This is a genomic window from Actinopolyspora xinjiangensis, from assembly GCF_900104475.1.
GTDB classification, from domain to species: Bacteria; Actinomycetota; Actinomycetes; order Mycobacteriales; family Pseudonocardiaceae; genus Actinopolyspora; species Actinopolyspora xinjiangensis.
This window is the reverse complement of the sequence record NZ_FNJR01000002.1, coordinates 401,551-427,088: the sequence shown is the minus strand read 5'-3', so window position 1 is coordinate 427,088 and position 25,538 is coordinate 401,551. Positions and strand designations below refer to the sequence as shown.

At 68.0% G+C, this 25,538-nt stretch carries 26 protein-coding genes; 13 read left to right on the top strand and 13 right to left on the bottom strand.

Going from position 1 to position 25,538, the window contains the following annotated elements; all coding sequences use genetic code 11:
- Positions 1-25 precede the first annotated feature (25 nt).
- The gene (locus tag BLQ75_RS04590) at positions 26-907 is read right to left on the bottom strand and encodes an AraC family transcriptional regulator (protein ID WP_092598166.1); all 882 of its coding nucleotides are present in this window, start codon (positions 905-907) and stop codon (positions 26-28) included.
- Positions 908-1,154: 247 nt separating this feature from the next.
- On the opposite strand from BLQ75_RS04590, the gene BLQ75_RS04585 reads away from it, so the two are divergent.
- The 5 genes from BLQ75_RS04585 (at position 1,155) to BLQ75_RS04565 (ending at position 5,128) form a co-directional block, all read left to right on the top strand.
- Entirely contained in the window at positions 1,155-1,982 is an 828-nt protein-coding gene (locus tag BLQ75_RS04585; RefSeq protein WP_092598163.1) for an SAM-dependent methyltransferase, read from the top strand.
- 241 nt (positions 1,983-2,223) lie between these two features.
- The gene (locus BLQ75_RS04580; RefSeq protein WP_170837320.1) at positions 2,224-2,433 is read left to right on the top strand and encodes a transposase; all 210 of its coding nucleotides are present in this window, start codon (positions 2,224-2,226) and stop codon (positions 2,431-2,433) included.
- Positions 2,434-2,876: 443 nt separating this feature from the next.
- Positions 2,877-3,893 carry an SIS domain-containing protein gene (locus tag BLQ75_RS04575; RefSeq protein WP_170837319.1) on the top strand — a complete coding sequence of 339 codons (1,017 nt, stop codon included), beginning with the start codon at positions 2,877-2,879 and terminating at the stop codon, positions 3,891-3,893.
- Between the two features lie 406 nt (positions 3,894-4,299).
- The gene (locus BLQ75_RS23340; RefSeq protein ID WP_170837318.1) at positions 4,300-4,464 is read left to right on the top strand and encodes a hypothetical protein; all 165 of its coding nucleotides are present in this window, start codon (positions 4,300-4,302) and stop codon (positions 4,462-4,464) included.
- A gap of 379 nt (positions 4,465-4,843) precedes the next feature.
- The gene (locus BLQ75_RS04565; protein WP_092598151.1) at positions 4,844-5,128 is read left to right on the top strand and encodes a TM2 domain-containing protein; all 285 of its coding nucleotides are present in this window, start codon (positions 4,844-4,846) and stop codon (positions 5,126-5,128) included.
- Between the two features lie 445 nt (positions 5,129-5,573).
- On the opposite strand, the gene BLQ75_RS04560 is transcribed toward BLQ75_RS04565, so the two are convergent.
- On the bottom strand, positions 5,574-5,810 hold the full coding sequence (locus tag BLQ75_RS04560; protein WP_092598148.1) for a hypothetical protein: 237 nt from the start codon (positions 5,808-5,810) through the stop codon (positions 5,574-5,576).
- A gap of 130 nt (positions 5,811-5,940) precedes the next feature.
- A complete protein-coding gene (locus BLQ75_RS04555) occupies positions 5,941-6,252 on the bottom strand; it encodes a hypothetical protein (protein WP_092598145.1) in 312 nt (103 codons plus the stop codon).
- A 116-nt stretch (positions 6,253-6,368) separates the two neighbouring features.
- Between BLQ75_RS04555 and BLQ75_RS04550 the strand changes: the two genes are divergently transcribed.
- Positions 6,369-6,560, top strand: a complete 192-nt coding sequence (locus tag BLQ75_RS04550; RefSeq protein ID WP_092598142.1) for a helix-turn-helix domain-containing protein — start codon at positions 6,369-6,371, stop codon at positions 6,558-6,560.
- A 187-nt stretch (positions 6,561-6,747) separates the two neighbouring features.
- The gene (locus tag BLQ75_RS04545; RefSeq protein ID WP_092598464.1) at positions 6,748-7,125 is read left to right on the top strand and encodes a VOC family protein; all 378 of its coding nucleotides are present in this window, start codon (positions 6,748-6,750) and stop codon (positions 7,123-7,125) included.
- A 752-nt stretch (positions 7,126-7,877) separates the two neighbouring features.
- Here BLQ75_RS04545 and BLQ75_RS04540 read toward each other — a convergent pair.
- Positions 7,878-8,321, bottom strand: a complete 444-nt coding sequence (locus tag BLQ75_RS04540) for a DUF4304 domain-containing protein (protein ID WP_092598139.1) — start codon at positions 8,319-8,321, stop codon at positions 7,878-7,880.
- Positions 8,322-8,538: 217 nt separating this feature from the next.
- Between BLQ75_RS04540 and BLQ75_RS04535 the strand changes: the two genes are divergently transcribed.
- Positions 8,539-9,585 carry an NsdA family TPR-like regulatory protein gene (locus BLQ75_RS04535; protein WP_092598137.1) on the top strand — a complete coding sequence of 349 codons (1,047 nt, stop codon included), beginning with the start codon at positions 8,539-8,541 and terminating at the stop codon, positions 9,583-9,585.
- Positions 9,586-10,595: 1,010 nt separating this feature from the next.
- Here BLQ75_RS04535 and BLQ75_RS04530 read toward each other — a convergent pair.
- The 4 genes from BLQ75_RS04530 to BLQ75_RS04515 all read right to left on the bottom strand — a co-directional run bounded on the left by BLQ75_RS04530 (position 10,596) and on the right by BLQ75_RS04515 (position 12,678).
- Positions 10,596-10,886: a hypothetical protein gene (locus BLQ75_RS04530; protein ID WP_170837317.1), complete on the bottom strand. Its 291-nt coding sequence runs from the start codon at positions 10,884-10,886 to the stop codon at positions 10,596-10,598.
- A gap of 173 nt (positions 10,887-11,059) precedes the next feature.
- Positions 11,060-11,914, bottom strand: coding sequence for a helix-turn-helix domain-containing protein (locus tag BLQ75_RS04525; RefSeq protein ID WP_092598130.1), 855 nt, complete (start codon positions 11,912-11,914; stop codon positions 11,060-11,062).
- A complete protein-coding gene (locus BLQ75_RS04520) occupies positions 11,901-12,416 on the bottom strand; it encodes a DUF6879 family protein (RefSeq protein ID WP_092598127.1) in 516 nt (171 codons plus the stop codon). Before BLQ75_RS04520 ends, BLQ75_RS04525 begins: the two co-directional genes overlap by 14 nt.
- On the bottom strand, positions 12,400-12,678 hold the full coding sequence (locus BLQ75_RS04515) for a hypothetical protein (RefSeq protein ID WP_092598124.1): 279 nt from the start codon (positions 12,676-12,678) through the stop codon (positions 12,400-12,402). The genes BLQ75_RS04520 and BLQ75_RS04515 overlap by 17 nt, the downstream gene beginning before the upstream one ends.
- Before the next feature lie 216 nt (positions 12,679-12,894).
- On the opposite strand from BLQ75_RS04515, the gene BLQ75_RS04510 reads away from it, so the two are divergent.
- Positions 12,895-14,019: a methyltransferase domain-containing protein gene (locus BLQ75_RS04510; RefSeq protein ID WP_211481151.1), complete on the top strand. Its 1,125-nt coding sequence runs from the start codon at positions 12,895-12,897 to the stop codon at positions 14,017-14,019.
- A gap of 192 nt (positions 14,020-14,211) precedes the next feature.
- On the opposite strand, the gene ychF is transcribed toward BLQ75_RS04510, so the two are convergent.
- Entirely contained in the window at positions 14,212-15,291 is a 1,080-nt protein-coding gene (gene ychF / locus BLQ75_RS04505) for a redox-regulated ATPase YchF (RefSeq protein ID WP_092598121.1), read from the bottom strand.
- Positions 15,292-15,421: 130 nt separating this feature from the next.
- Positions 15,422-15,601 (bottom strand): hypothetical protein, encoded by a 180-nt coding sequence (locus tag BLQ75_RS04500; RefSeq protein ID WP_092598118.1) that lies wholly within the window; start codon positions 15,599-15,601, stop codon positions 15,422-15,424.
- Between the two features lie 297 nt (positions 15,602-15,898).
- On the opposite strand from BLQ75_RS04500, the gene BLQ75_RS04495 reads away from it, so the two are divergent.
- The 3 genes from BLQ75_RS04495 (at position 15,899) to BLQ75_RS04485 (ending at position 18,477) form a co-directional block, all read left to right on the top strand.
- Positions 15,899-16,246, top strand: a complete 348-nt coding sequence (locus BLQ75_RS04495; RefSeq protein WP_092598115.1) for a hypothetical protein — start codon at positions 15,899-15,901, stop codon at positions 16,244-16,246.
- Positions 16,247-16,462: 216 nt separating this feature from the next.
- Positions 16,463-17,977: an Ada metal-binding domain-containing protein gene (locus BLQ75_RS04490; RefSeq protein WP_092598112.1), complete on the top strand. Its 1,515-nt coding sequence runs from the start codon at positions 16,463-16,465 to the stop codon at positions 17,975-17,977.
- Positions 17,974-18,477 carry a methylated-DNA--[protein]-cysteine S-methyltransferase gene (locus BLQ75_RS04485; protein ID WP_092598109.1) on the top strand — a complete coding sequence of 168 codons (504 nt, stop codon included), beginning with the start codon at positions 17,974-17,976 and terminating at the stop codon, positions 18,475-18,477. The genes BLQ75_RS04490 and BLQ75_RS04485 overlap by 4 nt, the downstream gene beginning before the upstream one ends.
- Before the next feature lie 244 nt (positions 18,478-18,721).
- Here BLQ75_RS04485 and BLQ75_RS04480 read toward each other — a convergent pair whose 3' ends face one another.
- The 3 genes from BLQ75_RS04480 to BLQ75_RS04470 form a co-directional block, all read right to left on the bottom strand.
- On the bottom strand, positions 18,722-20,068 hold the full coding sequence (locus BLQ75_RS04480; protein ID WP_092598106.1) for a DUF2252 domain-containing protein: 1,347 nt from the start codon (positions 20,066-20,068) through the stop codon (positions 18,722-18,724).
- A gap of 123 nt (positions 20,069-20,191) precedes the next feature.
- Entirely contained in the window at positions 20,192-23,152 is a 2,961-nt protein-coding gene (locus BLQ75_RS24415; RefSeq protein WP_092598103.1) for an AAA family ATPase, read from the bottom strand.
- On the bottom strand, positions 23,149-24,330 hold the full coding sequence (locus BLQ75_RS04470) for an exonuclease SbcCD subunit D (protein WP_092598100.1): 1,182 nt from the start codon (positions 24,328-24,330) through the stop codon (positions 23,149-23,151). Before BLQ75_RS04470 ends, BLQ75_RS24415 begins: the two co-directional genes overlap by 4 nt.
- A 134-nt stretch (positions 24,331-24,464) precedes the next feature.
- On the opposite strand from BLQ75_RS04470, the gene BLQ75_RS04465 reads away from it, so the two are divergent.
- Positions 24,465-25,484, top strand: a complete 1,020-nt coding sequence (locus BLQ75_RS04465; protein WP_092598098.1) for a DNA recombination protein RmuC — start codon at positions 24,465-24,467, stop codon at positions 25,482-25,484.
- Positions 25,485-25,538 lie beyond the last annotated feature (54 nt).

Below are 25,538 nucleotides of genomic sequence, written 5' to 3'. Positions count from 1 at the left end.
CCCGTCCGGACGCTGCGAACCCGGCTCAACCGGTGGGTACCACGGGCAGCCACAACTCGTAGCTCATCCGGCTGTCCTCCCCGGACGGCTGAGCGCTCAGGATCTCCGGGCCGGGAACACTGCGGTAGGGGTTGGACGGGAACCACTGGGTGTAGACGTCCCGCCAGATGTGCTGCGCGGTTTCCGGCGGTTCGCCCTCCGCCCGGAACACCGCCCACGTCCCGGCGGGCACGGAGCGCTCCGCGACCCCCTGCTCCGCGAGTTCCGGCGGGAGGGCGGCCGAGGAAACCACCCCCCGCAGGAAGTCGACCGGGCTGCCCTCGGCGCGTGACGAGTCGTCGAGCGGTTCCACTACGGAGACGATGCCGCCCGGCTCCTGGTCCGAGAGCGGCTTCAACCGCGCCAGCCGCTCGGTGCCGACGCTCGCGGTGAACTCGGCGATGGCCTCGTTGTGCCCCTCGTGCACGATCGGCACCTCGGTGCGGTAGCCGAGCAGTCGGAACTCCGGCTTCTCGACGATGCGATACTCCATCGGTGTGCTCCCTTCGACGGTGAGGTGAAACGTCATCCGTGGTTGGGAGGTCAACACCGCGCCGGAACGCCTCGCCTCGGCGGGACCGACACCGTGCACGGCGCGGAACGCCCGAGCGAAGGCCTCGCCCGAGCCGTAGCCGTAGGTCACGGCGATGTCGAGCAGCGAGCGCCGCTCGGCCAACACCTCCGCCGCGGCCAGCGTCAACCTGCGCCTGCGCACGTACTCCGACAGCGGAATCCCAGCCAGCGTCGAGAACATCCGGCGGAAGTGGTACGGCGAGGTGCGCGCGATCCGCGCGAGTTCCTCGACGTCGATGTCGGCGGCGACGTGCCGTTCGATGTGGTCCATGGCCTCGTTGAGCCGGTCGAGCACGGCGACCTCCTCTCCGGATTCGAAACTAGGGCCTCGGCCGTCGCGCCGACCCGACATCTCGTGCCCGTTTCGGTCGGTGCCCGCGTGACACCGTCGAGGGGCGGTCGCCCCCTGCCCGGCGGGCGCGGCCGGGAACTCGCGGCACCGCCGCACGACTCCAAAAAGTGTTCATTTCCGTACGGTGTGGCGATCCGGATCGAGGCGTAGGCTGTGTTCGTCGCGAAACCCGCGTACGGGAGAGTTGAACATGACCGGCCTCGGTGGATCACCCGAACACGCGCATCGGCTCCCCGAAGACGTCGATGTCAGTCGTCCCAACCCCGCACGTGTCTACGACTACTGGCTCGGCGGTTCCGCGAACTTCGCCGTGGACCGCGAACTCGGCGACCACATCGCCGAGGCCGAGCCCCGGATCGCGGGCATGGCACGCGAGAACAGGTCGCTGCTGCGCCGCGTGGTGACCCACTGCTGCCTACAGGGGGTGGACCAGTTCCTCGACCTGGGATCCGGGGTCCCCACCATAGGCAACGTGCACGAGATCGCGCACCGGCACGATCCGGGGGCGCGGGTGGTCTACGTGGACAACGAGCCGGTGGCGGTCTCGCACAGCGAGTTCCTGCTCGAGGGGGTGAGCAACGCGGCGATCCTGCGGGGTGATCTCACCGAGCCGGGCGAGGTGCTGAACTCACCGGTCACACGCGGGATGTTGGACCTCGACCGGCCGGTGGCGGTGCTGCTGCTCTGTGTGCTGCAGTACTTTCCGGACACCGACCTGCTCCGCGAGACGCTGGCGAAGTACCGCGCGGCGCTCGTCCCCGGCAGCTACATCGCGATCTCGCACGTGACCGCCGACGACGAGGAGGTGAACATGCGGGAGGCGGCCGAGCGCATCCAACGCAGCAGGGCCAGCCACAAAGCCTACCCGCGCACTCACGAGCAGCTGCTCAGTCTGTTCGAGGGCACCGAACTCGTCGAACCGGGCATCCGCTACGCCCAGCACTGGCACAACGAAGAGGCCACCCACCCCGCCGAACCCAGCGGTATCTACGCCGGGCTGGCCCGGGTGCCCTCCTGAACAACCCCTGGCGAGGTAACGTTCGCCGCGCTTTTCGTACCACGTGTCCCGCTTCGGCGGTTCCGGAGAACGCACGGTCTCCAGTGGAGCGTGTCCGCTCCGTCGACGAAAACGGCTCGACGACCCCCCGACCCGTTCGGAACGCCCCGCCCCCAACCACCACCGTTCACGCCACCACCGAAGAACCACCAGATCTTGTCCTCGAGGGGGTGTTGACGGTCTGGTTTGATCGTGGATCGTGGTGCGTGGAGATGAGTCGACGGATGAGCGTTGGCAGATCATCGCGCCCCTGCTGCCGGTGTCGGCGGGGGGGCGTCCTCAGGTGGATGATCGTCCGGTGATCAACGGGATGTTGTTCAAGGCCAACACCGAGGTGGCGTGGCGGGATCTTCCGGCCAGGTGCGGCCCGCGCAAGCCCCGTCTGTCACCGCTTCCGGTGCCGGCCGCGTGATGGGACGCCGGCCGATGCTGGTGGCCCGGGCCCGTGCCCGCCGCCACGGGCCGCTCCAGCCGGACCAACCGCTCTTCCCCGCGCAGGCGAAGCATTCCCGCCACGGTTCCCGACCACTGCCTCGACCGGCTCAAGCGATACCGAGCCATCGCCACCCACCACGACAAGACCGCCCCGTCCTACCAAGCCATGATCGACCTCACCACCCTGCTCATCCGGCTTCGAGGACACGGGCCAACACTGGTCACCTCCGCCAACAGCGCGTCGCTTCGCCTGTTCCGCACCGCCGGGTACGAGCGGATCGGAGTGATGCGAAGCGTCGGGTACAAACTCGGAAAAGACCGATCGACATTTGTATTCTGCAGCGGAGAGTTCCCGAGCCAATCTGCTCCATTTCGGTGACGGCACCCCCGCCACCGCCGACAACGCGGGAGGAACCGCAGATGACGAGTGAAGCGTTCGACGGCTATGTCGCCGGGCAGGCCGAGGCGGTTCGCCGACTGTCCGATGAGGGTGATCTCGCGGTGCTGGACGCGCGGCGGCCCGTGGTGCTGACCGGAATCGGCACTTCGCTGCACGCGTGCCGGATCGCGGCCGCATGGACCCGAATGCTCAGCGGCGGCAGGGTTCGCGCGCACGCCGTGGACGCCCACGATCTCGCGCTCAGCGAGGAAATCACCTCCCAGGACCAGATCGTCGTGGTCAGCCACCGGGGAACCAAGCAGCGCCCCAACGAAGTGCTGGCCCGAGCAGCCGCCGCAGGCGCTCGTACCGTGGCGATCTCCGGCGAGGGTGCGCTCCCCGAGGCCGAGACGGTGATCCCCACCGTGCCGCAGGAAAAGGCCAGTACCCACACCATCTCCTACCTCGCCTCGCTGACCGTGCTGGCCCGCTTGATCCGCGGAATGCTCGGAACGGACGCGGAGCCCCTACGGCACGCGCTGACCACGGTGCCGGACGCGCTGCTGCGGACACTGGAACTGCCCCTGAACCAGGCCGCGGTGGACGCACTCGTCGAGAATCACCCCGCCCCGGCATTCATCGCCGGAACGGGGCTGGACCAGATCACCGCGCAGGAAGCCGCCCTCAAGCTCAAGGAAGGCACCTACCGGTGGGTGGAAGGGCTGCACACCGAGTTCGCGCTGCACGGCACGCCGGCCGTCTACAGCGATCGAACCACGGCGTACCTGCTACGGCCCGCCAACGAGGACGGAGGGCGCACCGAGGAGCTAGCCGCACTGCTGGACCGGATCGGCGCGACAGTACTGTTCGCGGGTGAGCGTGGCAGCGACGCGACTCTGACGTTCGAACCGGTTCCGCTCCACGTACGACCTTTCGTGACGATCCTGCCCTTCCAACGACTGGTCTCGGCAGCCGCCGCGGCCCGCGGAGCCAGCCCGGACCTGACACACATGGAAGCCGAACCCTGGTACACCGCGATGCGGGAACTCCAACTGTGACTTCTCCGGAAGAGTGGTGACCTGCGTCGTTACGGGACCACGCCGGGTATCGCCCCCGGGCGAATCGAGTCGTCGTAGCGGTTCCCGATCTCCGGACGGAACCGCTACGGCCGTGCCGGCTTCCACCACGGTGGCGAATCACCGCGTCCGCTGGAGTTCAACATCGCCGGCGATCTCGGCGGAGCGGACCACTGTGTTTCCCAGGAATCGCAGCTAGAAGTCCCTTCCTTCCGGGAAGTCGCGGAACAGGCGGACCTGGACTTCGTCCGTACCGGACGACGTTTGGCGCGGCACCTGCTTTCGATGTCCGAATCGATCACCGATGGGCGCACTCCTTCCACAGCAGCCGTGTGCGCCCCCGGTGAAGCCGCTCCGGTTCCGACACCTGTCGGATGCCTTAGCCGAGATGTGGGAAGGAATCGACCTTCCGGTTCGGATCGTCGAAGCCGATGAACCCGGGCATCGAAGGGGCCGGGTGGTGCTGGACGGACGCCCCGTGGACATCGCACTACGGTTTTTCACCATCGACGACGTGGTCGACGACGAGCGGTGGTCCCACAGCGGAACGTGATCGGACGGCAGGCTCCGCACCAGGTGGTCGGCCACCCGCTTCGCCACGTCGAGGAACCACCGCTGCCCGGCGCGGCGGAACGCGGTGGTGAAACCGTGGACCACCCAGGACTGGAACCACGGCGAGATCACGGAGCCGCCGGCCCCGGCGGCATCCACACCGGACCGACTCGGGTGCCGGAGTGACGGCTGCACGGGCTCGTAAATTCCGCGCGGAAACCACTCGTGACCGTAGCACGCGGTAACGAGAACGTCCCCAGCGACGGCTCGTGCGCTGTGTCCACCGCTGTCATACCCCAGGACGACCGGAACGAGCCACCGTTCGGCCGGAACATAGGATGAGGCGGCTCCGCCAAAGCGCCCAATGAGGAGACAGCCGGTTGAACGCTGAATACGACATGATGGAATACCAGGCTCGACAGAAGTCGCTGGTGGTCAGCTACGTGCTGTGGTTCTTCCTCGGCCTGTTCGGTGCCCACCGGTTCTACGCGGGCGACCGGGTCGGGACGGCCGTGGCGCAGCTGGTGTGCACGGTGCTCGTCATCACCAGCCCCATCAGTGCCGTGTGGGCGCTCGTGGACGCTTTCCTCATTCCCGGCTGGGTCAAGCAGCACAACCTGGAGCTGGCCGGCGAACTGCGGCAGCGTGACATGAGCAGGGCGTAACGACACGGTCGTTGCCCGCGTGGTCGTGGTGCGGCGGCCTCCGAAGCCGATGGCCTCCTGGTTCGTCCGCGCCACGACCACGCGCCGCGACGAGGGCCGGGGCATCTCACGCCCTGGCTCCCCCAGTTCCGCATCACCACTTCCCGGAGCTCCGCGCCCAGTCCGGGTCGAAGTCGTTCTCGACCGACCAAACGCCGGGTAACCGCTCGGACGAGCCGATTGTGCTGGAACCGCACGTGTGATCCGCGGTGTCGGTGCGTGGGAGGTCGCACATGGCTTTCGGAATGTCTCGGCGGAGCCCGACAGCAGCTGTGCCGGAAGGTGCGAGTGGCGCGGTGGAGCGAGCACGGCGACCGGATTCGAGCTCAGCGGAGAATTCATCCGGACGCGGCGACGATCGTTCGGTCGGCATCGGAGCAGTGCGGGGACTCCCTGGCAGGAGGAATCAGCGACGTTTACCAGTGGTAGGCAGTCCCGCTGATCCGGTTCTCACCGAGTCGCCGTACTTCTCAGCCGCTCGGTCGGCGGCGTCCTGTTCCAGGGGGCGTTTCAGTTTCGCCTTGACCGGACCTCGGACGTCCTGGCTTTTCCCGGTTTTCCTCGGCTTCTTGCGCTTGTAGGCGTCGCGTCGTGAACCGGCGAGTTCCTGTTCGATGGTCTTGCTGTGCTGGGCCCTACCCATGAAGTCATCGAACCGCTGTCGTCAACAGGTTTCAGAGGCGAGCAAGCCGCCACACGACGTGGAATCTCATGCGCATGTTTTCCACTCGACGCGGAAGTGCTCCTTTCGGCCTCTCGGATTCTCCAGGGCTTCAGCGGGGTCGAGGGGATTCGGTTCGCTCCAGTTCCGCGCGCATGGTCTCCGGATCGCGTCTTCCGGAGCGGTAGGGGCAGCCCTGACAGGTGGACTCCGGCTCGGGAGCCCGTTCCAGCAACTCCTGCCAGCAGTGCCAACAGGTGGGGCACTGGATCCAGTCCATCTCGCTGGGGCGTGCCATCGGCAGCGCCGAGCCGCACAGGCTCTCGGCCACCGGAGACCCGTCCCACTGCCTGCCCCGGAAGGCGTGCCGCTTCGATTCGGGGGCCGGGATCGGCATCCAGAAGTGCTGACGTTCACTCGTCATCGTGACTCCTCAAGACGCTTAACCTGCTAAATCCGCTAACTCGTCGAACCCAACAGAACCGCTAAATCTGCTAAATCGACAAGCGGTCAACCGATCGAGCGAACTATCTTCGAGGCATGTCCGATCGACTGCTGACGAGCGGGGAGCTGGCGCGAGCTCTCGGGATCTCACACCGGTCGATCACCAACTACGCGCGGACGGGCCAGCTGGAACCCACCCTGACCACCCCGGGTGGTCACTACCGCTGGGAGCTCGACGACGTGAAGCGCCAGCTCCGCGAACTCAACGAGCGGCGCCGCAAGGGCTGATTCCCACGGGATCGGCCGTAGCCGCGTCTCGACCGGCGACCTCGGAAGAGTACGGCAGGCCACTTCGCGGACCCGGTTGAAGGGCTTGCGAAAGTTGCGGACATATCCGAGGATCGGGTCTCGCGTCGCGTGCCGGTGGCGGACAGCGTCAGGCATGGAGGCGCCACGTTCCACGGGAGACGACCCGTTGACCGTTCTGTTCAACCACACGATCATCGCCGCGCGCGACAAGCACGATTCGGCGGCCTTTTTCACTCGCGTCTTCGCGCTTCCTCCGGCCGAACCCGATGGTTACTTTCTCGTGGTGCACCTGGACGGCGGCACTATGCTGCAGTTCGCCGAACCCGGCATCGAATTCCCGCCGCAGCACTACGCTTTTCTGATAACCGAGGAGGACTTCGACGGGTTGTACGGTCGGCTGCGGCACGAGGGAGTACCGCACTGGGCCGATCCACGACGAAAGCTGCCCGAGCAGCACAACAACAATCACGGCGGGCGGGGTGTGTACTTCACCGATCCGGCCGGGCACTTCCTGGAAGCCATGACCCGGCCCTACACCTACTGAGGAACGCACCCCGTACCGCGCGATCCGGCCCCCGGAGCGTGCCGCTGGAATCAGGACACGGGTGAGGTGAGAAGGGGACGTGGTCGCCGCCGAAACAGCGACCACGTTCCAATGCGGGTGACCGCCACGAACCTTCTTCAGGTGGCGGTATTTCATTCGGCCACGGGTCTACGACCGGTGGTCCGGTGCGGGACGACCAGAACCGGAGCAGTACGGACTCACCGTGAATCAGGGCGGAGCACACACGGCCGAGTGGGCACAGCGGACGATGTGCTCTCCTGGAACATTCGCTTCTGGGGTCTCGGCAACACCGCGAACAGCGAACCTTGTGCGTCCGATCGACCCTGGAAAGTGGCATGATCAGATCATGCGCTGTCGAACGACCACGAAGACGGGTAAGCCTTGCCCGAACGGGGCGCGTCCCTCCGGGTTGTGCCACATTCACGATCCGGCGGTGCAGTGCGGCGGGACCACCCGGAAGGGCACCCGTTGCACGGTCGCCACCGGCGGCGGACGGTGCGAACACCACGGAAAGACGCGCACGAAGAACTCACAGCTCGACCTGTGGCAAAGTCGTCGGCAGAAAGCCGATTCCGGGAAACGCGCCGAGCGGATCACGGTGTTCGACCCGGTACTCGGACCGATCAACACCGATACTTGTCCCCCGACAAACGCTTCCCGAACAACCGACCATCCGAGGTGACCCCTTCGGGGGATTCTCCGTGGGGCAGCAGCGCAGACCGAGGAAGGGGCTAAGACGTATTCTCGATGCGCGCACGCAGCTCGGGTAAACCGGCATCCCGCACAGCCGCCACGATATCCCTGGCAACCTCCTGCCTGCTTTCACCCTCCGCGTCGAGTACCCACCATCGATCCTGCCCGTCGACCAGTTTTCCGAGGCGCTGCCGCCACTGACAGCTGGTGCTGTACATCATGTTGGGACTCGGTCTCTCGGGCAGATGAGTCCTCGATTCGCGTAATTCCTCGTACCCGGCTCGGTGGATGACGCTCAGGTTGACCGTGAACTTGAGCCACTCGCTGGAACCGGAGAGCGAGGACTGGATGCCGATCTCGGCGAGGTACTCGCGCGAGGGCAACCTGTACCGCTTGCCCGATCCCTTGAGGCCGAGCTCGCGAAGCGCCGGGGCGACGTCGTCGCGGAGCATCTCGGCCAGAACCTCCTGTGCTTGCCCCATGCGCGCAAGGTAGCGAGCGGGTACGACAGGCACGGTCGGCTCACAACCCGTCGAACCGTTGCCGGCTCACACGCTCGGAACGTTTCCCGCTGATGGACAGCTCAAGGAGTGTCGGTGCCATGTGAACCCGGTCCGGTCTGGCACGGGCGGCCAGTAGTGCTGTCGTTCGGTGGTTTCCACGGTAACCCCTTCCAGCTCGGTGGCAGACTGAAGAACTATGGTCGGTAACGATCACCTCAAGGCCGCACGACACGCGGCGGAGTCGGTTCGCGTGCCCGGTGAGCACATGAGCCGCGCCGAGTTGGCCGAACGGGTCAACGCGTGGCTACTCGACAACACCGGCAGGTCGGGAGCGCTGGACCGGCATTATCTCGGCAGGCTTGAGCGCGGGCAGATCCAACGGCCGGGGCGGGACTACCGGGCGGCCTTCCGCGCGATCCTGCGGGCATCCGATCGCGACCTCGGATTCGCACCCGACCCACGAGCCGAGCGGCTCCACTGGGCCGCACAGCACCCCCGCGGGGCCGATACCACGGCCCTGTCCCAAGCAGCCGACATGCTCTCGGCCGTGCGCAGGCTCGAAGACGAAACGTCCGCGAGCGCCGTCCTGCCCAGCGTCGCGGCCCACGCCGAGCTCGTGAACCACCTGGCCGAGGAGACCAAGCACACCCCCGAAGCGGTGGGACTGGCCTCGGAGATCAGCCAGTACCTCGGCTGGCTCAAGATCGCACGGGACGAGTACGGCGACGCGCAAGCCCTCTTGGACCGCGCGGCGCGGCTGGCGCTGGAAGCCGACGATCCGCAACGGCTCGCCACCGCGCTGAGCTTCGCCGCGTATCGCGCCCTACTGCTCGGCGACTACGGCCAGGCGGCCAACCTCAACCGAGCGGCGATGCGTGACAGCCGGGTCGATCCGGGACTTCGCGCGTACGGGCACTTGCAAGGTGCCGAGATCGCGGCCTACGAAGGGGATGCCCATACCGCCACGCGGATGCTCACTCAAGCCGATCGCCTGATCGAGAATGCTCCCGATCCCCAAGAATTACCGGACGGTTCGTACTGGCACACACCGCCTGTTCTTAACGGGCACAAAGGGTTCGTGCTCTACGCGCTCGGAGACGCCGAGCAAGCCCGCCAGGCCGCGAGAGAATCCCTGGAAGCCATGCCGGAATCCTGGACCCGCGCCGAGTGGGCGGCGGACCACCGTGCCCTCGTCGGGTGGGAGGACGACGCTGCCACACAACGGATTCATGAACTCGATTGAACTCCGGTTCGACTGACCAACAGCTGAACTGTTTCGCACCCTCGGATCCGTTCCGGGGGTGCTTCTATCGCGTGCACGATCGGTCACGAACAAAGAAGAGTCCCCTGATCGTGACCAGGGGACTCGTGCTATCTTGATTCCGCCAAGAAGACAAAATAGCAGTGCTGCGTCTAGCACGGAATACGCTTCCCGCCACATGCGGTCCAGGCAGCGTGTGGGTAGGGTTACAAGTCCTGGCCACGGTTCACAGCCGTGCGGGCCGCCGTCAGAGGGCGTGCAGCTCGCGCGTCAGGCAACGCACGATCCAGGCGAACCCGGCCGTGTCCTTGGTAAGCCCTGGCGCTCATGTTCGGGCACTATCGGCCCGTCATCGCCGCTCTGCCCGTAACCCCCGGCTCGGCGAGCCCTTAATCCGGCTCGCGGGGTGAAGCTCCGAAGTCACAATTCCGGTAGACCGAGACCTTCACCTCCCCCTCGATCCCGGGAGAACCGTGCCCGTTTCACGCCTTACCCGAGATCGAGGGGGGCTCGCAGCCTTACGGGTCCACGCGGTTCCCGAGCCCGGCATCGCCTCCGGCTCGCGAGCAAAGACGGACGACGGCCTGGCCCCGGGGCCGGGTGAGACTGTCGGGGGCCGCGGTCCGAGACCGGCAACAGCCCCGAACGCAGGGGAGGTCACTGGACCTCACGGGGAGCCGGTGCGGTGCGACTTCGCGGAAAAGCCTCCGAGGTTCGGCCAGCACCACGTCAGCACGGGGGCGAGCGACGACGGGAAACCGAAGCGACGAACCGGCCCGCCAGGCGGTTTCGCACCATCGCTAGCAAGTCCGCCCCCGAGCGGAGGCGGCACAAGCCCCCGGGCTACCGCCTCAGACGTTGAAGCGGAACTCAAAAATTCGCAGAGCGAACACACACGTACCCCTCCGCCTCCGTAGGTGGAGGGAATTAGAACGCCCCCTAAAAGTCTCTGCGAACCTCGCACAGCGATTTTAGTGCCTCGCAAGTCGGGATCAGGACAGCCCCAACGGCCGGATGAGTACCGACCGTGAAAGGTCTTCCGGCAGGAAGCACGGAGTGTCCGGAGCTTCGAGCGCCATTGGTGCGCCTGGCTGTCCGGGCTCGGGAAATCCGAGGGTCGCTCGCAGTGCACACAGCGGCGAGGCGTGGTACTGATACGAGATCCGTTCGGGGTTAAACATCCCGCTTTCGTCCATCGTGGAGACGAGGTAACCAGTAGCCCGGCTCACATCGCGCAGGATGAGCACATCCGCGCACGACTGGCGTTTGAACATCGCTGCCATGAGCTGAGGCTGACGTTCAGCCCCCCAGCGGATGAGCGCGTCCACTGTCGCCGCCGTAGCTCGGTGAGCAAGTCCTCAAGTTCGAGCGAGAACCTCTCTGCGGGCTTGTCCGGCTTTCCCGTCATCGTCGGCATACACCGACGTCAGAATGATGCGGCTCAGCGAAGCGAGCTTTAGCCGTGTGATCGCATGAAACCGTCGGCCACCGCTTCGAGAAGCTGCCGGGCGGCTTCTCCTGTCACCGCTCGCTCTCGGAAGTACTCGAACACGTTCAGGTGGTACGAGACGTCCTGAGGGTCGCGGAGCGCGACCTCCCCGGAGAACAGTTCGACCATCACCAGACGATCGTCGTAGACGACGAAGATGTTCAGCGGGGCCGCGCTGATGGTGACGCCGTGCGGGATGATGGCAATCTCCGTGTTCGGCCGGTCGGTCAGTCCGGCCATGTGCCGTAACTGAGTCACCATGATGTCCGGTTCCGCACGCTGCCACCGGATCGCCTGCTCGGTCAGTAGGAAGTGGAATCGCCGGGACTCATCGTTGAGGACTTCCTGACTCTCCAACCGAGCCTGCACGGCTCGTTCCACGTTCCGGGAAGGGTTGCCCTCGATCGCCGGTGTCAGGACGGCACGGGCGTAATCGGGCGCTTGGATGAGACCGGAGGGAATGGCAGGTAGGAACTGCCGGACCGTCGAGGATGTTTCGGCGAGCGCCTTGATCTCGGCTTGCTTGCGCCAGAGACCGACTCGGGCGTACGAGCGCCAGGACGCGTAATCCACGTTCGCCGCGCGAGCGAGGGAAAGGAGTTCGCTCGCCACTTCGGAGGGGACTTCGAGCGCGTTCACGACACGCTCCACATCCACGACGGTGGGCAGCACTTTACCGGACTCAATCCGGCTGACCTTGGACTGAGACATAGCCGCTCGGGCGGCTAGCCTCTCCCCGGAGAGTCCGGCCGCCTTCCGCAACTCTCGTAGCGTCTCGGCAAGGTGCTCGCTCCCCTGCCCTTCGGCGTCAGGTTCGAGCATTCCAGTCGGTCAGTGACACCGCGTGCGCGAGTGCGGTGTCTCGCCACTTCAGGTACTGGTCCAGGTCCGGATCTTCCAACTTGTCCACGTTGATCAGCGTCCCATCCGAACGGAAATTGAGATCAACCACCGTCTCATCGTCGAAGACCCAAAAGTCCTGCGACGGCAGGGAAAGCTCAAGGTCCGTCAGGTCGAGGATGCGGATGTCTTCCCCGGCTTCGATGTTGCCGGGAACGGCCCAATCCAGTTGGAACCGCTGGTACTCCGTGAGCGGCTGCCGGACGGTACGGACACGGCCGATGGTCTTGCCGGCGTTGACCGCCTTCCGCACGGTTTCGTGCCAGGTGGCGTTATGCCCCTCCGGCTTCGGCTTCCCGGCGCGCCACCGGTCGAGGTTGTCTTGCTCGTTCGGCATGGCGTAGGCCGGTTGCGTCTCGAACCGCCACGCCGTCCGCTTGTAGTCGGTAAGGTACTGGCCGAACTGTTCACCGTCTAGGAGCATTCAGTGCCTCCCTGAGCCGCTGGACCGTCTCCGCGCCGCCTGACTCGGCGAGCGCGGTCACTGCGCCGAGAACGATGTCAGGGGGAAGCTCCACGGCCGTCTCCCCCTCCCCCAACGTCAGCCCGTCCGCCGTAGGCACGTGGTCGCCTTGCACTACCGCTGTTTGCCGGTCCGAGACGTACACGGCCGGGCACGTGCCGTTCTCACAGCCGGACACCCTCCGAAGCTTCATGGACACAGGTTCGAGCACCGATGCGATCATGGCAAGGCTTAGTCACGATCTCGCATAACTCCGTCGAACTCAGTGCGTTCCGTGACAGTCCCACTTCCGGCAGCCTGAAAGGGACTGATTCCAAAACAGGAGGTTCGAAATGGGAAAGCGTGACTCGGACCGGGACGGACAGGGCAATCCGCAGCCGGATAAATGGGAGAACTGGGGCAGTAAGGACGACGGCAACAAACACGAGGACGACGAGGAATGAAGGCGGCTCTGATCATGACTGAATGGAACGAACGGCTATCCGTGCCACGTGAGCCGTTCATCCCGCCTGTGGTGTGGGTCGATGATCCCGCTACGGGTGGATTCGCCGCCGTGTCTCGCGAAACCGAGGGACCTCGGTGGCGTGAGCTGGTCAACGCGGATGAACCAATCATCACGCAGGTGGACGATGGCAGAACCACATCCGGCGGTGTGGGGCTACAACCGTCCAGTTCATGCAGCCAACCATCGCTTGTGGCGAATATGCTCGACGCACTCGATATACGCCAGGGACACCGTGTACTGGAGATCGGCACCGGAACCGGCTGGAACGCGGCCCTGCTGAGTGATCGTGCCGGTCAAGCTGAACGAGTCGTCTCGGTAGAAGTCGATCCGCACCTGGCTGATTCCGCGCGCCAAGCCTTGAAAGCTGCTGGATACACCCCGTTGGTAGTGACAGCGGAGGGAACCGAGGGGTATCCACCGGAAGCTCCCTATGATCGCGTGATCGCCACCGCGTCCATCCACACAGTTCCACGGGCGTGGATCGAACAGACACGCCCGTGTGGGCTGATAGTGGCCCCATGGGGAACGGATTACTGCAACGGTGCTCTTGTTGGACTGGAAGTCCACGAGAATGGTTCGGCGTCCGGCCGATGCGGGATGAACGTCGCTTTCATGCGTGTGCGCGGGCAACGTCGGTACTTCCTTGATCCGGACGAGGTAGAGCAGCTCCAAGCGGACAGGACAACGACCGTACGCAGTGGCGCGGAGCTGTTCGACATGACCGCCTTCCCCCGTGCTGCGTTCACGATCGGGCTGCGGGTACCGCACTGCTACCTCACTACCGAGGACCTGGACGACGATCACAGGATGATCGAACTGCACGACGTGCGTTCGGGCTCATGGGCGCAGGTCGCGATGGTTCGTGGTGCCGACTCGTTCGAGGTTCGCCAACTCGGCCCTCGCCGACTGTGGGATGAAGTGGACGCGGCCTACTCGTGGTGGCTTCATGCGGACAGCCCTGCACCGGACCGATACGGATTGACCGTGGCGCCAGACGGTACACACATGGTGTGGCTCGACACACCGAACAGTGATAATCGCTGGTCATTGGCGCATTGATCGAAACAGCATTATCATTGAGTCTCTGCCGGAAAGAGCATCGTCTCCCCGAGGTTCGGCCAGCACCACGTCAGCACGGGGGCGAGCGACGACGGGAAACCGAAGCGACGAACCGGCCCGCCAGACGGTTTCGCACCATCGCTAGCAAGTCCGCCCCCGAGCGGAGGCGGCACAAGCCCCCGGGCTACTGCCTCAGACGTTGAAGCGGAACTCGACCACGTCGCCGTCCTGCATCACGTACTCCTTGCCCTCCAGGCGAACCTTGCCCGCCGAGCGGGCCGCGTTCATCGAACCGGCCTCGACCAGGTCCTCGTAGGAGATGATCTCGGCCTTGATGAAGCCGCGCTGGAAGTCGGTGTGGATGGCACCGGCGGCCTCGGGAGCGGTGGCGCCCTTGCGGATCGTCCAGGCGCGGGCCTCCTTCGGCCCGGCCGTGAGGTAGGTCTGCAACCCCAGCGTGTGGAAACCGGCCCTGGCCAGCGCGTTCAGCCCGGGTTCCTCCTGCCCCACCGAGGACAGCAGCTCGCGGGCCGACTCCTCGTCGAGCTCCAGCAGTTCCGACTCGACCTTGGCGTCCAGGAACACCGCGTCGCCGGGCGCCACGAGCTCACGCAGCTCCTTGAGCTTGGCGTCGTCGGCCAGCACGCCCTCGTCGCAGTTGAAGACGTAGAGGAACGGCTTGGTGGTCAGCAGGTTCAGCTCGGCGAGCTCGGGCACCTCGGTGCCGCGACCGGCCGAGAACAGGGTCCTGCCCTCCTCCAGCACTTCCTTGGCCGCCTGGACGGCCTCCACGGCCGGCCTGCGCTCCTTCTTGGTGCGCGCTTCCTTCTCCAGCCGGGGCAGCGCCTTCTCGATGGTCTGCAGGTCCGCGAGGATCAGCTCGGTGTTGATCGTCTCGATGTCGCTGGAGGGGTTCACCTGGCCATCGACGTGAACCACGTTCGAATCGTCGAACACGCGGATGACCTGGCAGATGGCGTCCGCCTCGCGGATGTTGGCGAGGAACTGGTTGCCCAGCCCCTGCCCCTCGGAGGCGCCCTGCACGATCCCGGCGATGTCGACGAACGAGACGGTCGCGGGCACGGTGCGTGCCGAGTCGAACATCTCGGCGAGCCTGTCCAGCCGCTGGTCCGGCAGCGGAACCACACCGACGTTGGGCTCGATGGTCGCGAACGGGTAGTTGGCCGCGACCGCTTCGTTGCGGGTCAGCGCGTTGAACAGCGTGGACTTGCCCACGTTGGGCAGGCCGACGATTCCGAGAGTGAGGGTCACAGCTGCCCAAGTCTAGGAGCCCGATTCGGATCACGGTCAGGCGGGCGAGCTCACCCGTACCGGCCACGCGGGGCCGGAGGTGGGCGAACGGCCGACCGGAGGTCGTCGGAGGTCGCACGGACGGACATCCTCAGTAGCCGCCGTCCTCCTGATCGCCGTCCTGCTCACCACCGTTGCCGCCGTCCTCCTGCTCCTGCCGCTCGCCACCACCGGGGCCCTGCTCGGTGTCCTCGCAGGAACCAGCCGTCAACAGCGCGAGCGCGGCCAGCACGGCGGCGAACCAGCGCGCGAAGTCACGTCCCCGAGTCATGCCCCCAAGGTAGGTGCCGCGCCCCACCCTCGCAGGATCGCGACCGCTACGCCGCCACCACCCGCACGGCTCCGCGCGCATCCGGAAAACCGCTCCAATAGCCGGTCAACCCTTTCCGGGAACGAACTCAAGCCTCACCCGAAAATTCACCGATGACCACCGAATCGAGTGATTTCGGGGATTTTCCGGACAACAACGATACCCCGCCGCACAGAATCCTCGACGACCACCCGGAAACAGACGGAGATCCCTTCCGACACGGGTGGTCGTGAGCGACCAGAATCACGAGGAGGTTTCATGCTCACCAACCGGATGCGCCGAACCACCGTGCTCACCGCCGCGATGGCCCTGGCGGGGCTCACTGCACTGGGAGCACTACCGGCCACCGCCACGACCGGAGAATCCACCGAACCCACGAGCGCGAGTCGAGACATCCACGCTCCGAACTGCATCACCGACCGGGAGGACAAGGGCAGGTTCTACACCACGGTGTGGGTGACCAACGAGTGCAAACGCTACTACCGAATAAAACTCATAATGGCTCGTGGCGCGGACAGTCGATGCTTCTCGATACGCCCAGGCCAGACCAGAATGAACGAATCCAGAGGACTCAGCCCGTACCTGAAGCGGATCATACTGTGCTGAGCGGACGGGCTTTTCGCGTCGCTCTGACGTGACGTCCGGCTGAACACGTTCCCGGTCCGGTGCGCGGACCGGGAACCCCGGAACTCCACCGCGCTCGCCAGGCGGAACCACGCCCTTCTCCGCTTCGTCACCCGCTCTCGGAGCACCCGGCGCACCCGAACCACCGTGTCCGATTTCCGCTGGTGGGCACATCGGGGACAGTGGCACGCTCGTCCCATGCTGGTCACACCGCAGCAGGCCTACCGAGCCGTCACGTCACGGGACACCCGCTTCGACGGGTGCTTCGTGACCGGTGTGCGCAGCACCGGCATCTACTGCAGGCCCTCCTGCCCGGCGCGCACCCCGAAGCCGGGCAATGTCGAGTTCTTCCCCACCTCCGCCGCCGCGCAGCAGGCCGGTTACCGCGCGTGCCGTCGCTGCCTGCCGGACGCCGTGCCGGGCTCACCGGAGTGGAACCTGCGTGCGGATCTCGCCGGACGCGCCATGCGGCTGATCACCGACGGACTCGTCGAGCGGGAAGGCGTTCCCGGCCTGGCCGCCCGACTCGGTTACTCCACCCGACAGCTGACCCGGGTGCTCACCGAGGAGCTCGGGGCGGGGCCGCTCGCGCTGGCACGGGCCCACCGGGCCCACACCGCCCGGCTGCTGATCGCGACCACCGAGCTGAACTTCACCGACATCGCCCACGCGGCCGGGTTCGCCAGCCTGCGCCAGTTCAACGAGACCGTTCGCGAGGTGTTCGCCACCAACCCCACGGAACTGCGCACCCGGACCACGCGGCGCACGAGCCCGCGGCGGTTACCGGCGGGAACGCTGCGGCTGCGGTTGCCGACCCGACTACCGTTCGACGCCACGGGCACGCCGGACCTCCGGCTCACCCCAGCCGTCGAGGGGGTCGAGTGGAGAACCGACGCCGGTTACGGGCGGACGCTGCGGCTGCCGCACGGGCACGGGCTCGCGGAACTCGTGCCGGAGGACGACCACCTGGTCGCCACGCTGCGGCTGACCGAACTCCGGGACCTCGGTAGCGCCGTGGCGCGGCTGCGCAGGCTGTTCGACCTGGACTGCGACCCGGTTGCCGTCGACGGGACCCTGGGGTCCGACCCGGCGCTGACCACGGCGGTGGCGAAGACCCCGGGAGTCCGGCTGCCCGGCAGCGTGGACGGCACCGAGACGGCGGTGCGGGCACTGCTGGGGCAGTGGGACCCGGTCACGAAGGGTCGCGCCGAGCTCTCGCTGCTGGCCGCCCGGCTCGGGGAACGGATACCCGGCTTCGCCGAGGGCACCGAGGCTCTCCTGTTCCCGACCGCCGAGGTCATCGCCGAGGCCACCGGAGGGGAGCTGCCCGGCCCGGCCGAGCGGTCCGGCGCGCTCCGCGCGCTGGCACGCGCCATCGCGAGCGGAGACCTCCGGATCGACGAGGGACGTGACGGCGCGGAGCTGCGCGAGGAACTGCGCCGGATCGGAGGACTCGGCCACGGGGCCGCCGAACACGTGGGCATACGGGTGCTCGGCGATCCGGACGCGCTGCCGCCGTCGGACGAGGAGTCACGGCGCGGCGCCGCACGGCTGGGGCTGCCCAACGACGAGACCGCGCTGCGCGAGCACGCGAAGCGGTGGAGCCCGTGGCGCTCCTACGCCGCCGTCCACCTGTGGCGGGCGGCTCGTGCCGAACGGCCCCGTCCCGAACCGGAACGATCCATCGACCACACTCCCGAGGAGACGCAATGACAGCCAAATGGTCCACAATAGACACAATTTTCGGTCCGTTCACCGTCGTGGTCGACAGCCAGGGGGCAGTACTCGCCTCCGGCTGGACCGCCGCGGCCGACGAACTGCTGGCGCTCATAGCGGAGTCGCTGCGCCCCCACGAGATCCGCAAGGCGGCCGACCTGGGCGAGGTGAGCCGGGCCGTGCACCGCTACCACGACGGAGAACTGGACGCGACGGCCGAGGTGCCGGTCGCCCAACGGTCCGGACCGTTCCGGGAACACGCCTGGCGGGTGCTGCGCGAGATACCGGCGGGCAAGACGGTCAGCTACCGCGACTACGCGGCGCTGATCGGACGCCCCGAGGCGGTGCGAGCCGCCGCGACCGCGTGCTCGCACAACGCGGCGGGGCTGTTCGTACCGTGCCACCGGGTGCTGCGCGGGGACGGCTCGCTCGGCGGATTCCGCTGGGGGCTGGAACTCAAGCGACAGCTCCTCGACCACGAAGGTGGTCAACGTTAACCGTCTGGTCCGCCAGGGGGTTCCTGTGGCGGAACCTCTCGCAGCCACTCCTGCTGCGAGGGTGGTCGGAGTGCGGCACCGCAGCACCGAAGGGGCTTCGATTTCTCGCGAAATCGCCGGGCCGTAGGACGCACGGTGTCCCCCACTCCCGCAGGCCGAACCCCGACCATCCTCGCAGTCGGCACCGCCGCCGGAGGTTCCGCCACCCGCACCGCTGTGCGGACCGAGCGGAGCACGATCACGATCAGGTGCGGGTGGAGGTGACTCCACCGATCTCGCCGTTGCGGAACGCGTCCACGAACAGCCGGTAGTCGTCGCGCACCACGTCGGCGTAGTTCATCGCGAAGTCGCTGAGCCAGTCGGCGAACTCCTCCTCCCGGCCGTCCAGCACCTCGGAGATGGCGTTCTCGGTCTGGAACGGCACCAGGGTCTGGTCCGAGTCCGAGTCCGAGACGCAGTGGACCTTGGCTATGGCCCGCCCCAGGTAGTCGACCACCGGCCGGATGTCGGCCGGTTCGGTCAGTTCGCCCCAGTCCAGGTCGGACACGTAGGGCGAGACCTCGGAGACGACGTAGCCGGTGCCGTCGATCTCGGTGTAGCCCAGCAGCGCGTCGGCGTGCGCCTGCAGCGCCCGCTGGGACAGCGCGGTGCGCTGCCCGTGGTGCAGAAAGTAGTCCCGGATCCGCTCGTCGGGGACCACCGCGGCGGGCGCGGCCACGTTGCCCTGCTTCATCGACAGGATCAGGTCGTTCTCCAGCGCCTCGTTCTCGCCCTCGATGAGCACGCTGTAGGCGGGCAGCCCGGCACTGCCGATACCGAAACCGCTGCGTCCCACCACGTCCTTGACGGTGTAGGCGATCTCGCGCATCTTCTTGTCCTGCGGAATCGTGGTCAGGTAGCGCTGGAACGCCTCGATGACGCGCTGGTACTCGGCGTCGCCGAGCCTGCGTACCCCGACCCCCTCGCGGAACCTGCGGTCGTAGCCCTCGGTCTCGGTCTCCCGGTCGAGCAGTCCGCCCCTGCTGCGGAGGCGGGCCTGCTGCAGCACCTCGTGGATCGGCCCGTCGGTGTTGCCGAGGTTCAGCGAGAAGGCGGAGTCGTTGTCTCCCGCCACGAACCGCCGCACCTGGTCGATGTAGGAGCGGGTGGCGCGGCGGATGAAGTCGTCGATGTCGTCGTCCGGCAACGCCTTGCTCCAGCCGAGCAGCGCGATGCTGGCGGCGAACCGCTGCAGGTCCCAGGTGAAGTGCCCGAGGTAGGCCTCGTCGAAGTCGTTGACATCGAAGATCAGCACGCCCTCGCCGTCCATGTAGGTGCCGAAGTTCTCGGCGTGCAGGTCGCCCTGGATCCATACCCTGCTGGTGCGTTCGTCGGCCCAGGGGTCCTTGAGGCGGGCGACGTCGGAGTAGAACAGACAGGCCGTGCCGCGGTAGAAGGCGAACGGCGAGGCCGCCATCTTGCGGAACTTGGTGCGGAACGCGGCGGGCTTGTGCTCCATCAGGTCGGAGAAGGTGCCCACCAGGGTCTTCACGATGTACTCGCGGCGGGCATCCGGATCGTGGGTCTCCAGCATGCTGGACAGCTCGGACATGGACCGACCTTTCCCGGCCCGGTGGAACCGGGCCTCGGTATCGACGCTGCTCGGTTGAACTCGCGTACCGATACCCGTTCCGGCTCGGTCCCCCAGCCGGTTCGGGAGCCTCGGTACGGGCACTCAGGACTCGATCGCCAGTGACGAACCGCCGCGCGACTTGCGCACCCGCAGGCGTATCGGAACACGCTGCCGCAGTTCGTCGACGTGCGAGACCAGTCCCACCATGCGGCCGCCGGCGCGCAGCTCGTCCAGCGCGTCCATCACCAGGTCCAGTGTATCCCCGTCGAGGGTGCCGAACCCCTCGTCGATGAACAACGTGTCGAGCATCGCACCACCGGCTTCGGCGCTGACCACGTCCGCGAGCCCGAGCGCCAGGGACAGCGAGGCGAGGAACGACTCACCGCCCGACAGCGTCCTGGTGGAACGGGTCAGCCCCGAGTAGTCGTCGACCACGCGCAGGTCCAGCCCGCCGCGTTTGCCGTGCGCCCCCTGCTCGTCGGAGTGCACGAACGCGTAGCGTCCGTCGCTCATGTGCCGCAGCCTCACCGTGGCGGCCTCGGCCACCTCCTCCAGGCGGGCGGCGAGCACGTAGGAGCGCAGCGTCATCCTGCGGGCGTTCTGGCCCTGCCCGTTGATCACGTCGGTCAGGGCGTCGAGCTCGGCGAACTCCCGCTCGGCGGGTTCCAACTCCTTCCAGGACTGCCGCAGCTCCCGTCCCAGTTCCGCGAGCTGGGCACTGCGCCTGTCCAGGTCACCGAGCACGCCGGTCGCCTCGTCGGTCAGCCGCCGCGCCCGCTCGGCCGCCTCGGCCGCGCCGGCCACGTCCGCCTCGGTGTCGGGTGAGACGTCCGGCAGCTCACGAAGGGTGGCCCTGGCCGCGGCGTCCCGGCGGTCCATCTCCCGCAGCCACTCCGCGAGCTCGTCGAGGCGGGACCGCTCCCGCCGGGCCCGCAGCGCGGCCTCCGGTGTCTCGAAGCCGTTCTCGGTGGCCACACGCGCCAACGCCTCGCGCCGCTCGGTCTCGTGGGCCGAAGCCCGGTCGTACTCGCCTCGGGCGGTGACCGCCCGGTCGAGGCGCCGTGCCAGTTCGAGCAGGTGATCCCGGCGCGCGGCGACCGTGTCGAACCCGCCGCGCGCCTCACTCAGCCGCTGCTGCCGCTCCTCCACTGCCTCCGCGAGCGAGTCACGGGTGGAGCGCGCGGCGTTGACCCGCCTGTCGAGCTCGGCACGCCTGTTGCCGAGCTCCTCGGAGCGTCCCCGCAACTCGGCCAACCGGTCGGCCCGGGCGCGCTGCTGCTCGACCAGTTCGCCGAGCGCCTCGCGTTCGGCCGTGAGCCGGTCGAACTCCTCGCGAAGCTGGTGTTCGGCACGGTCGCCGAGCTGTTCGCGGAGCCGGGCGCACTCCCGTTCCGCCTCCGCCACGTACTCGTGTTCGCGGTCCCGGCGACGCTGGCACTCGGCCTCGGCCTCGCGGGCCGTGCGCTCCTCCTCGGCGCCGACCGAGGAGTCGTGCGGCTCGGCTGGCTCCGGGTGCCGAGGCGAACCGCACACCGGGCAGGCGGCTCCCTCGCTCAATCGGGTGGCGAGTTCTGCCGCCATCCCCGCGAGCCTGCGCTCCCGCACGTCCTGCAGGTGTTCGCGCGCGGCCTGGTGTTCGTCCACCGCCCGCTGTGCGCGCTCCCTCGCGGCGGCCAGGCGCGCCTCGGCCTCCGGCAGCTCGCCCGCGGCCCGCAACGCGGTATCCAGTTCGTCGCACCGGCTGGTCACCACTTCCAGCCGCTCGGGAGCCCGCTCGGCCTCCCGCACCGCCGTGAGGGCCTGTTCGATGGCTTCGGGAAGTCGTCGTTCCTGCTCCGCCAGGTCCTCGTCGGTGGCGAGGTCGGCGGCGAGGGACCGGTCCAGCTCCGCGATCCGCTCCCGGTCCCGCCGCTGCTGTTCGGCCTCCCCCACCCGTTCGGCCAGCACGGCCGCCGTCTCGCGGTAGCGCGACGACCGGGCGCGCAGCGTCTCGATGTCGGTCCCCTCCGCTTCACCCGGCTCCGCCTCGGGGCAGTCGGCGAGGGCGTCGTGCAGCTCCCGTTCGGCCGCGCGCAACCGGGCGACGCCGCTCTCCAGTTCCCCGGCGGTGTTGTCCACCGGTTCGGCGCGCCGTGCCGCGTCGAGTTCCGCGGCGGCGGCGCGGTACTCCTCCGTCCGGGAGTCGAGTTCGTCGAGTTCCGCCCTGGCGGCGCGAACCCTGCTCACCCTGTCGGCGAGTTCGCGCTGTGCCGCCAGCGCTTCGTCGGCGCGCCGGCGCTGCCCACTGAGCCGTTCGTGCTCGGCGCGGGCCCGCTCGTACTGCCGGGCGAAGCTTCGCTCCAGACCGTCCAGCCACTCGGCGCGGTCCTGCTCCTCGCCGGGTTCCTCGCCCGCCACCTGGCAGAACCTAGCCAGCAGCTTCTCGCCGTGCCGGCGTGCGCCGTCCAGTTCGTCCCCGCGCTTCCTGCGCAGCTCGGTGAACCACTGCTCGATCCGCGAGAACTGCCGGGTGTCGAAGAGCTTCTCCAGCAGATCGGCGCGCTCCTTGGCGTCCGCGCGCAGGAAGCGGGCGAAGTCGCCCTGCGGCAGCAGCGCGACGTGGCAGAACTGCCGGACGTCCAGTCCCAGCAGTCGCTCCACGGTGGGGCCCACGTCGTTGGGGCGGGTGATCCCCTCGGTGGGCTCGCCCGCCGGCGGCTCGTTCAGCCAGGTGAGCGAGGCCTTCGGCTTCTCCTTGGTCGTGCCGCTGCCGGTCTTCTTGGGGCGCTCGTACTCCGGGTTGCGTCGCACGCGCATCCGGCAGCCCTGCACGGTCAGCTCGAGCTCCACCCAGGTGGGCGTCTCCGGCGGAGCTGTGTCGCAGCGCAGCGCCTTGGCCTGGTCACGGGCGCCCGGCACGTGGCCGTACAGCGCGAAGGTGACGGCGTCGAGCACCGTGGTCTTTCCCGCCCCGGTGTCGCCGTGCAGCAGGAACAACCCGTCCGCGCCGAGCTCGTCGAAATCGACCCGCTGCCGGTCCCGGAAAGGCCCGAAGGCCGACAGCTCCAGGTGATGCAGCCTCATCGCCGCACCTCCGCGAGGTTCGCCTCGGTCAGCGCCCTATCCAGCAGTTCCCCCTCCGAGTCGGAGGGTTCCCGGCCCCGGCAGTTGGAGACGAAGTCCCGCAGCAGCTGCCGCTCGTCGCGACCGCGCACCGCCTCCGAATAGCGGAGCGGAGCGCGCGCCCCGCCCTCGGCGGGTTCCCACACCATGTGCACGGCGTTGGGGAATCGCTGCTGCAACCGGCGCATCCCGTCCATCGGCCGGACCTCGTCGGTGACGGTGGCCGAGACGTAGTGGTCCGTGGCGTACTCGTACTCGGGGGCGTGCAGCAGCTGTTCGAGCGTGCCCTCCAGTGTGGCCAATTCCCTGGGCACGGGCAGCTCGATCCGACGCGTCCCGGCCAGCCCCTCGGCGTCCAGCTCGACCAGCCAGGCCGACTTGCGCTGCCGCCGCTCGGAGAACGAGTAGGCCATCGGGCTGCCCGAGTAGCGGATCCGCTCGGTGATCCGCTGGCAACCGTGCAGGTGCCCCAGCGCCACGTAGTCCACCCCCTCGAACACCTCGGCCGGTACCTGGTCCACCCCGCCGACGCTGATGTCGCGCTCGGAGTCGCTGCTGCCCCCACCCGTCACGAAGGCGTGGGCCAGCACCACCGACCTGGGGAGGGGATCGCGCGCCCCCAGCTCGGCCCGCACCCGGTTCATCGCCTCGCCGAGCACCGCAGGGTGGCCGCGCTCGACGGCGCCGGGCGCCGCGCCCGGCGCCGCGCTGGACCGCAGCACCTGCCGGGCCGGGTCGGGTTCGAGGTAGGGAAGGCCGTAGAAGACCACCGGCCCGTGCTCGTCGGAGAGCACGGTGGGTTCGTGCAGGGTCGAGATCCTGGTGTGCAGATGCAGCCCACCGGCGGCGGCGAACCCGGAGAACGCGCCGATCCGCTGCGGGGAGTCGTGGTTGCCCGGCGTGACGACGAGCTCCGCCCCTGCCCGCCGGATCTCCTCGAGGACGTCGACGCAGGTCTGCACGGCCTCCCCGGAAGGAACCGAACGGTCGTAGAGGTCGCCGGAAACCAGCACGACGTCCACGCCCTCGGCACGCACGATCCCGGCCAACTCGGAGAGCACCCACCGCTGGTCGTCGAGCAGGTCGTGGCCGTGGAACGTACGGCCGATGTGCCAGTCCGAGGTGTGCAGCAGACGCATGGCCGCACGCTATCGGCACACCGGACCCGATCGATCACCCCGTCGGAGGCGGCGTGTCGCGGACGGTACGGGACACGAAGTGATCTCATCGGCGATGATTCCCCGGAAGCGGACGAACGACGTGAGGAGCGCTCGTGGGACCGGTGATCGTCGGCCTGCTGGTCGTGGTGGTGCTGCTGTTCGCCGGGGCGCTGCTTGTGATCTGGCGGTTGTACGAGGACAGCGCGCGCAGGGCGGAGGACTCGGCACGGCGGGCCGACGAGGCGATGCGGATGCTGGAGGCGGAGCGGGAGCGCACCTCGCGGAACGAGGCCGCGCTGCGCCGCTACGAGGTGACCTTCGCCTCCAGCACCGGCCGGGGCGAGCTCGGCGAGCGGAGCCTGGTGCGGACCACCAGGGCGCTGGGGCTGCGGGAGGGAGTCCACTTCACCCAGCAGACCGACCTGGCCGGCGGGGGTGCGGCCCGCCCGGACCTGGTGCTCCACGTGGGCGGCGACAGACGCGTACCGGTGGACGCCAAGGCCAGCTTCGCCGCGTGGGCCGAGGCGATGGAGACCGACGACCCCGATGAGCGCGAGGAGGCGCTGCGGGTGCACGCCCGCAACATCCGCGCCCGGGCCAAGGAGCTGGCGGGCAGGGACTATCAGCGCTGGGCGGACGCCATCTACGGCGCGATCATGTTCGTCCCCTCCGACGCGGCCGTGGTCTCCGCCCTGGACAGCGATCCGACGCTGCTGGGGTGGCTGTTGGACAGGCGCGTGTTCCTGTGCGGGCCCACCGGTTTCGGGGTGCTGGCCTCGGCCGCGCTGTTCGCGGCGACCGAACGCACCATCGCGGCCGACATAGAGCGGATCCGAGCCCAGGCGGTGGAGGCGCAGCGGGCCGCCGCGTCGGCCGTGGAGGCGGTCAACCTCTCCGGGACCCACCTGCAGCGGTTCGTCTCGGCGCGCCGCAGGGAGCTCGACTCGCTGGAGCGGTTCCGGGCGGCTGTCGGGCCGCTGGCGGAGCTGGCCGACACCACCGGGCTGGCCGAGGTTCGCCGGACCCCCGAAGGAATGGTCGGTTCCGAGAACGGCCCCGAGCCCTCCGAGGGGCCCGACCCTCTCGACGGGGTGGCCGCCAGGGACGGTGCGGGCGGCGCCGAGCGGGAATGAGCGAACGCGCGAGCCACGGCGCGCCGGGCTCCGGAGGCCACCGGGGCAGCTCCC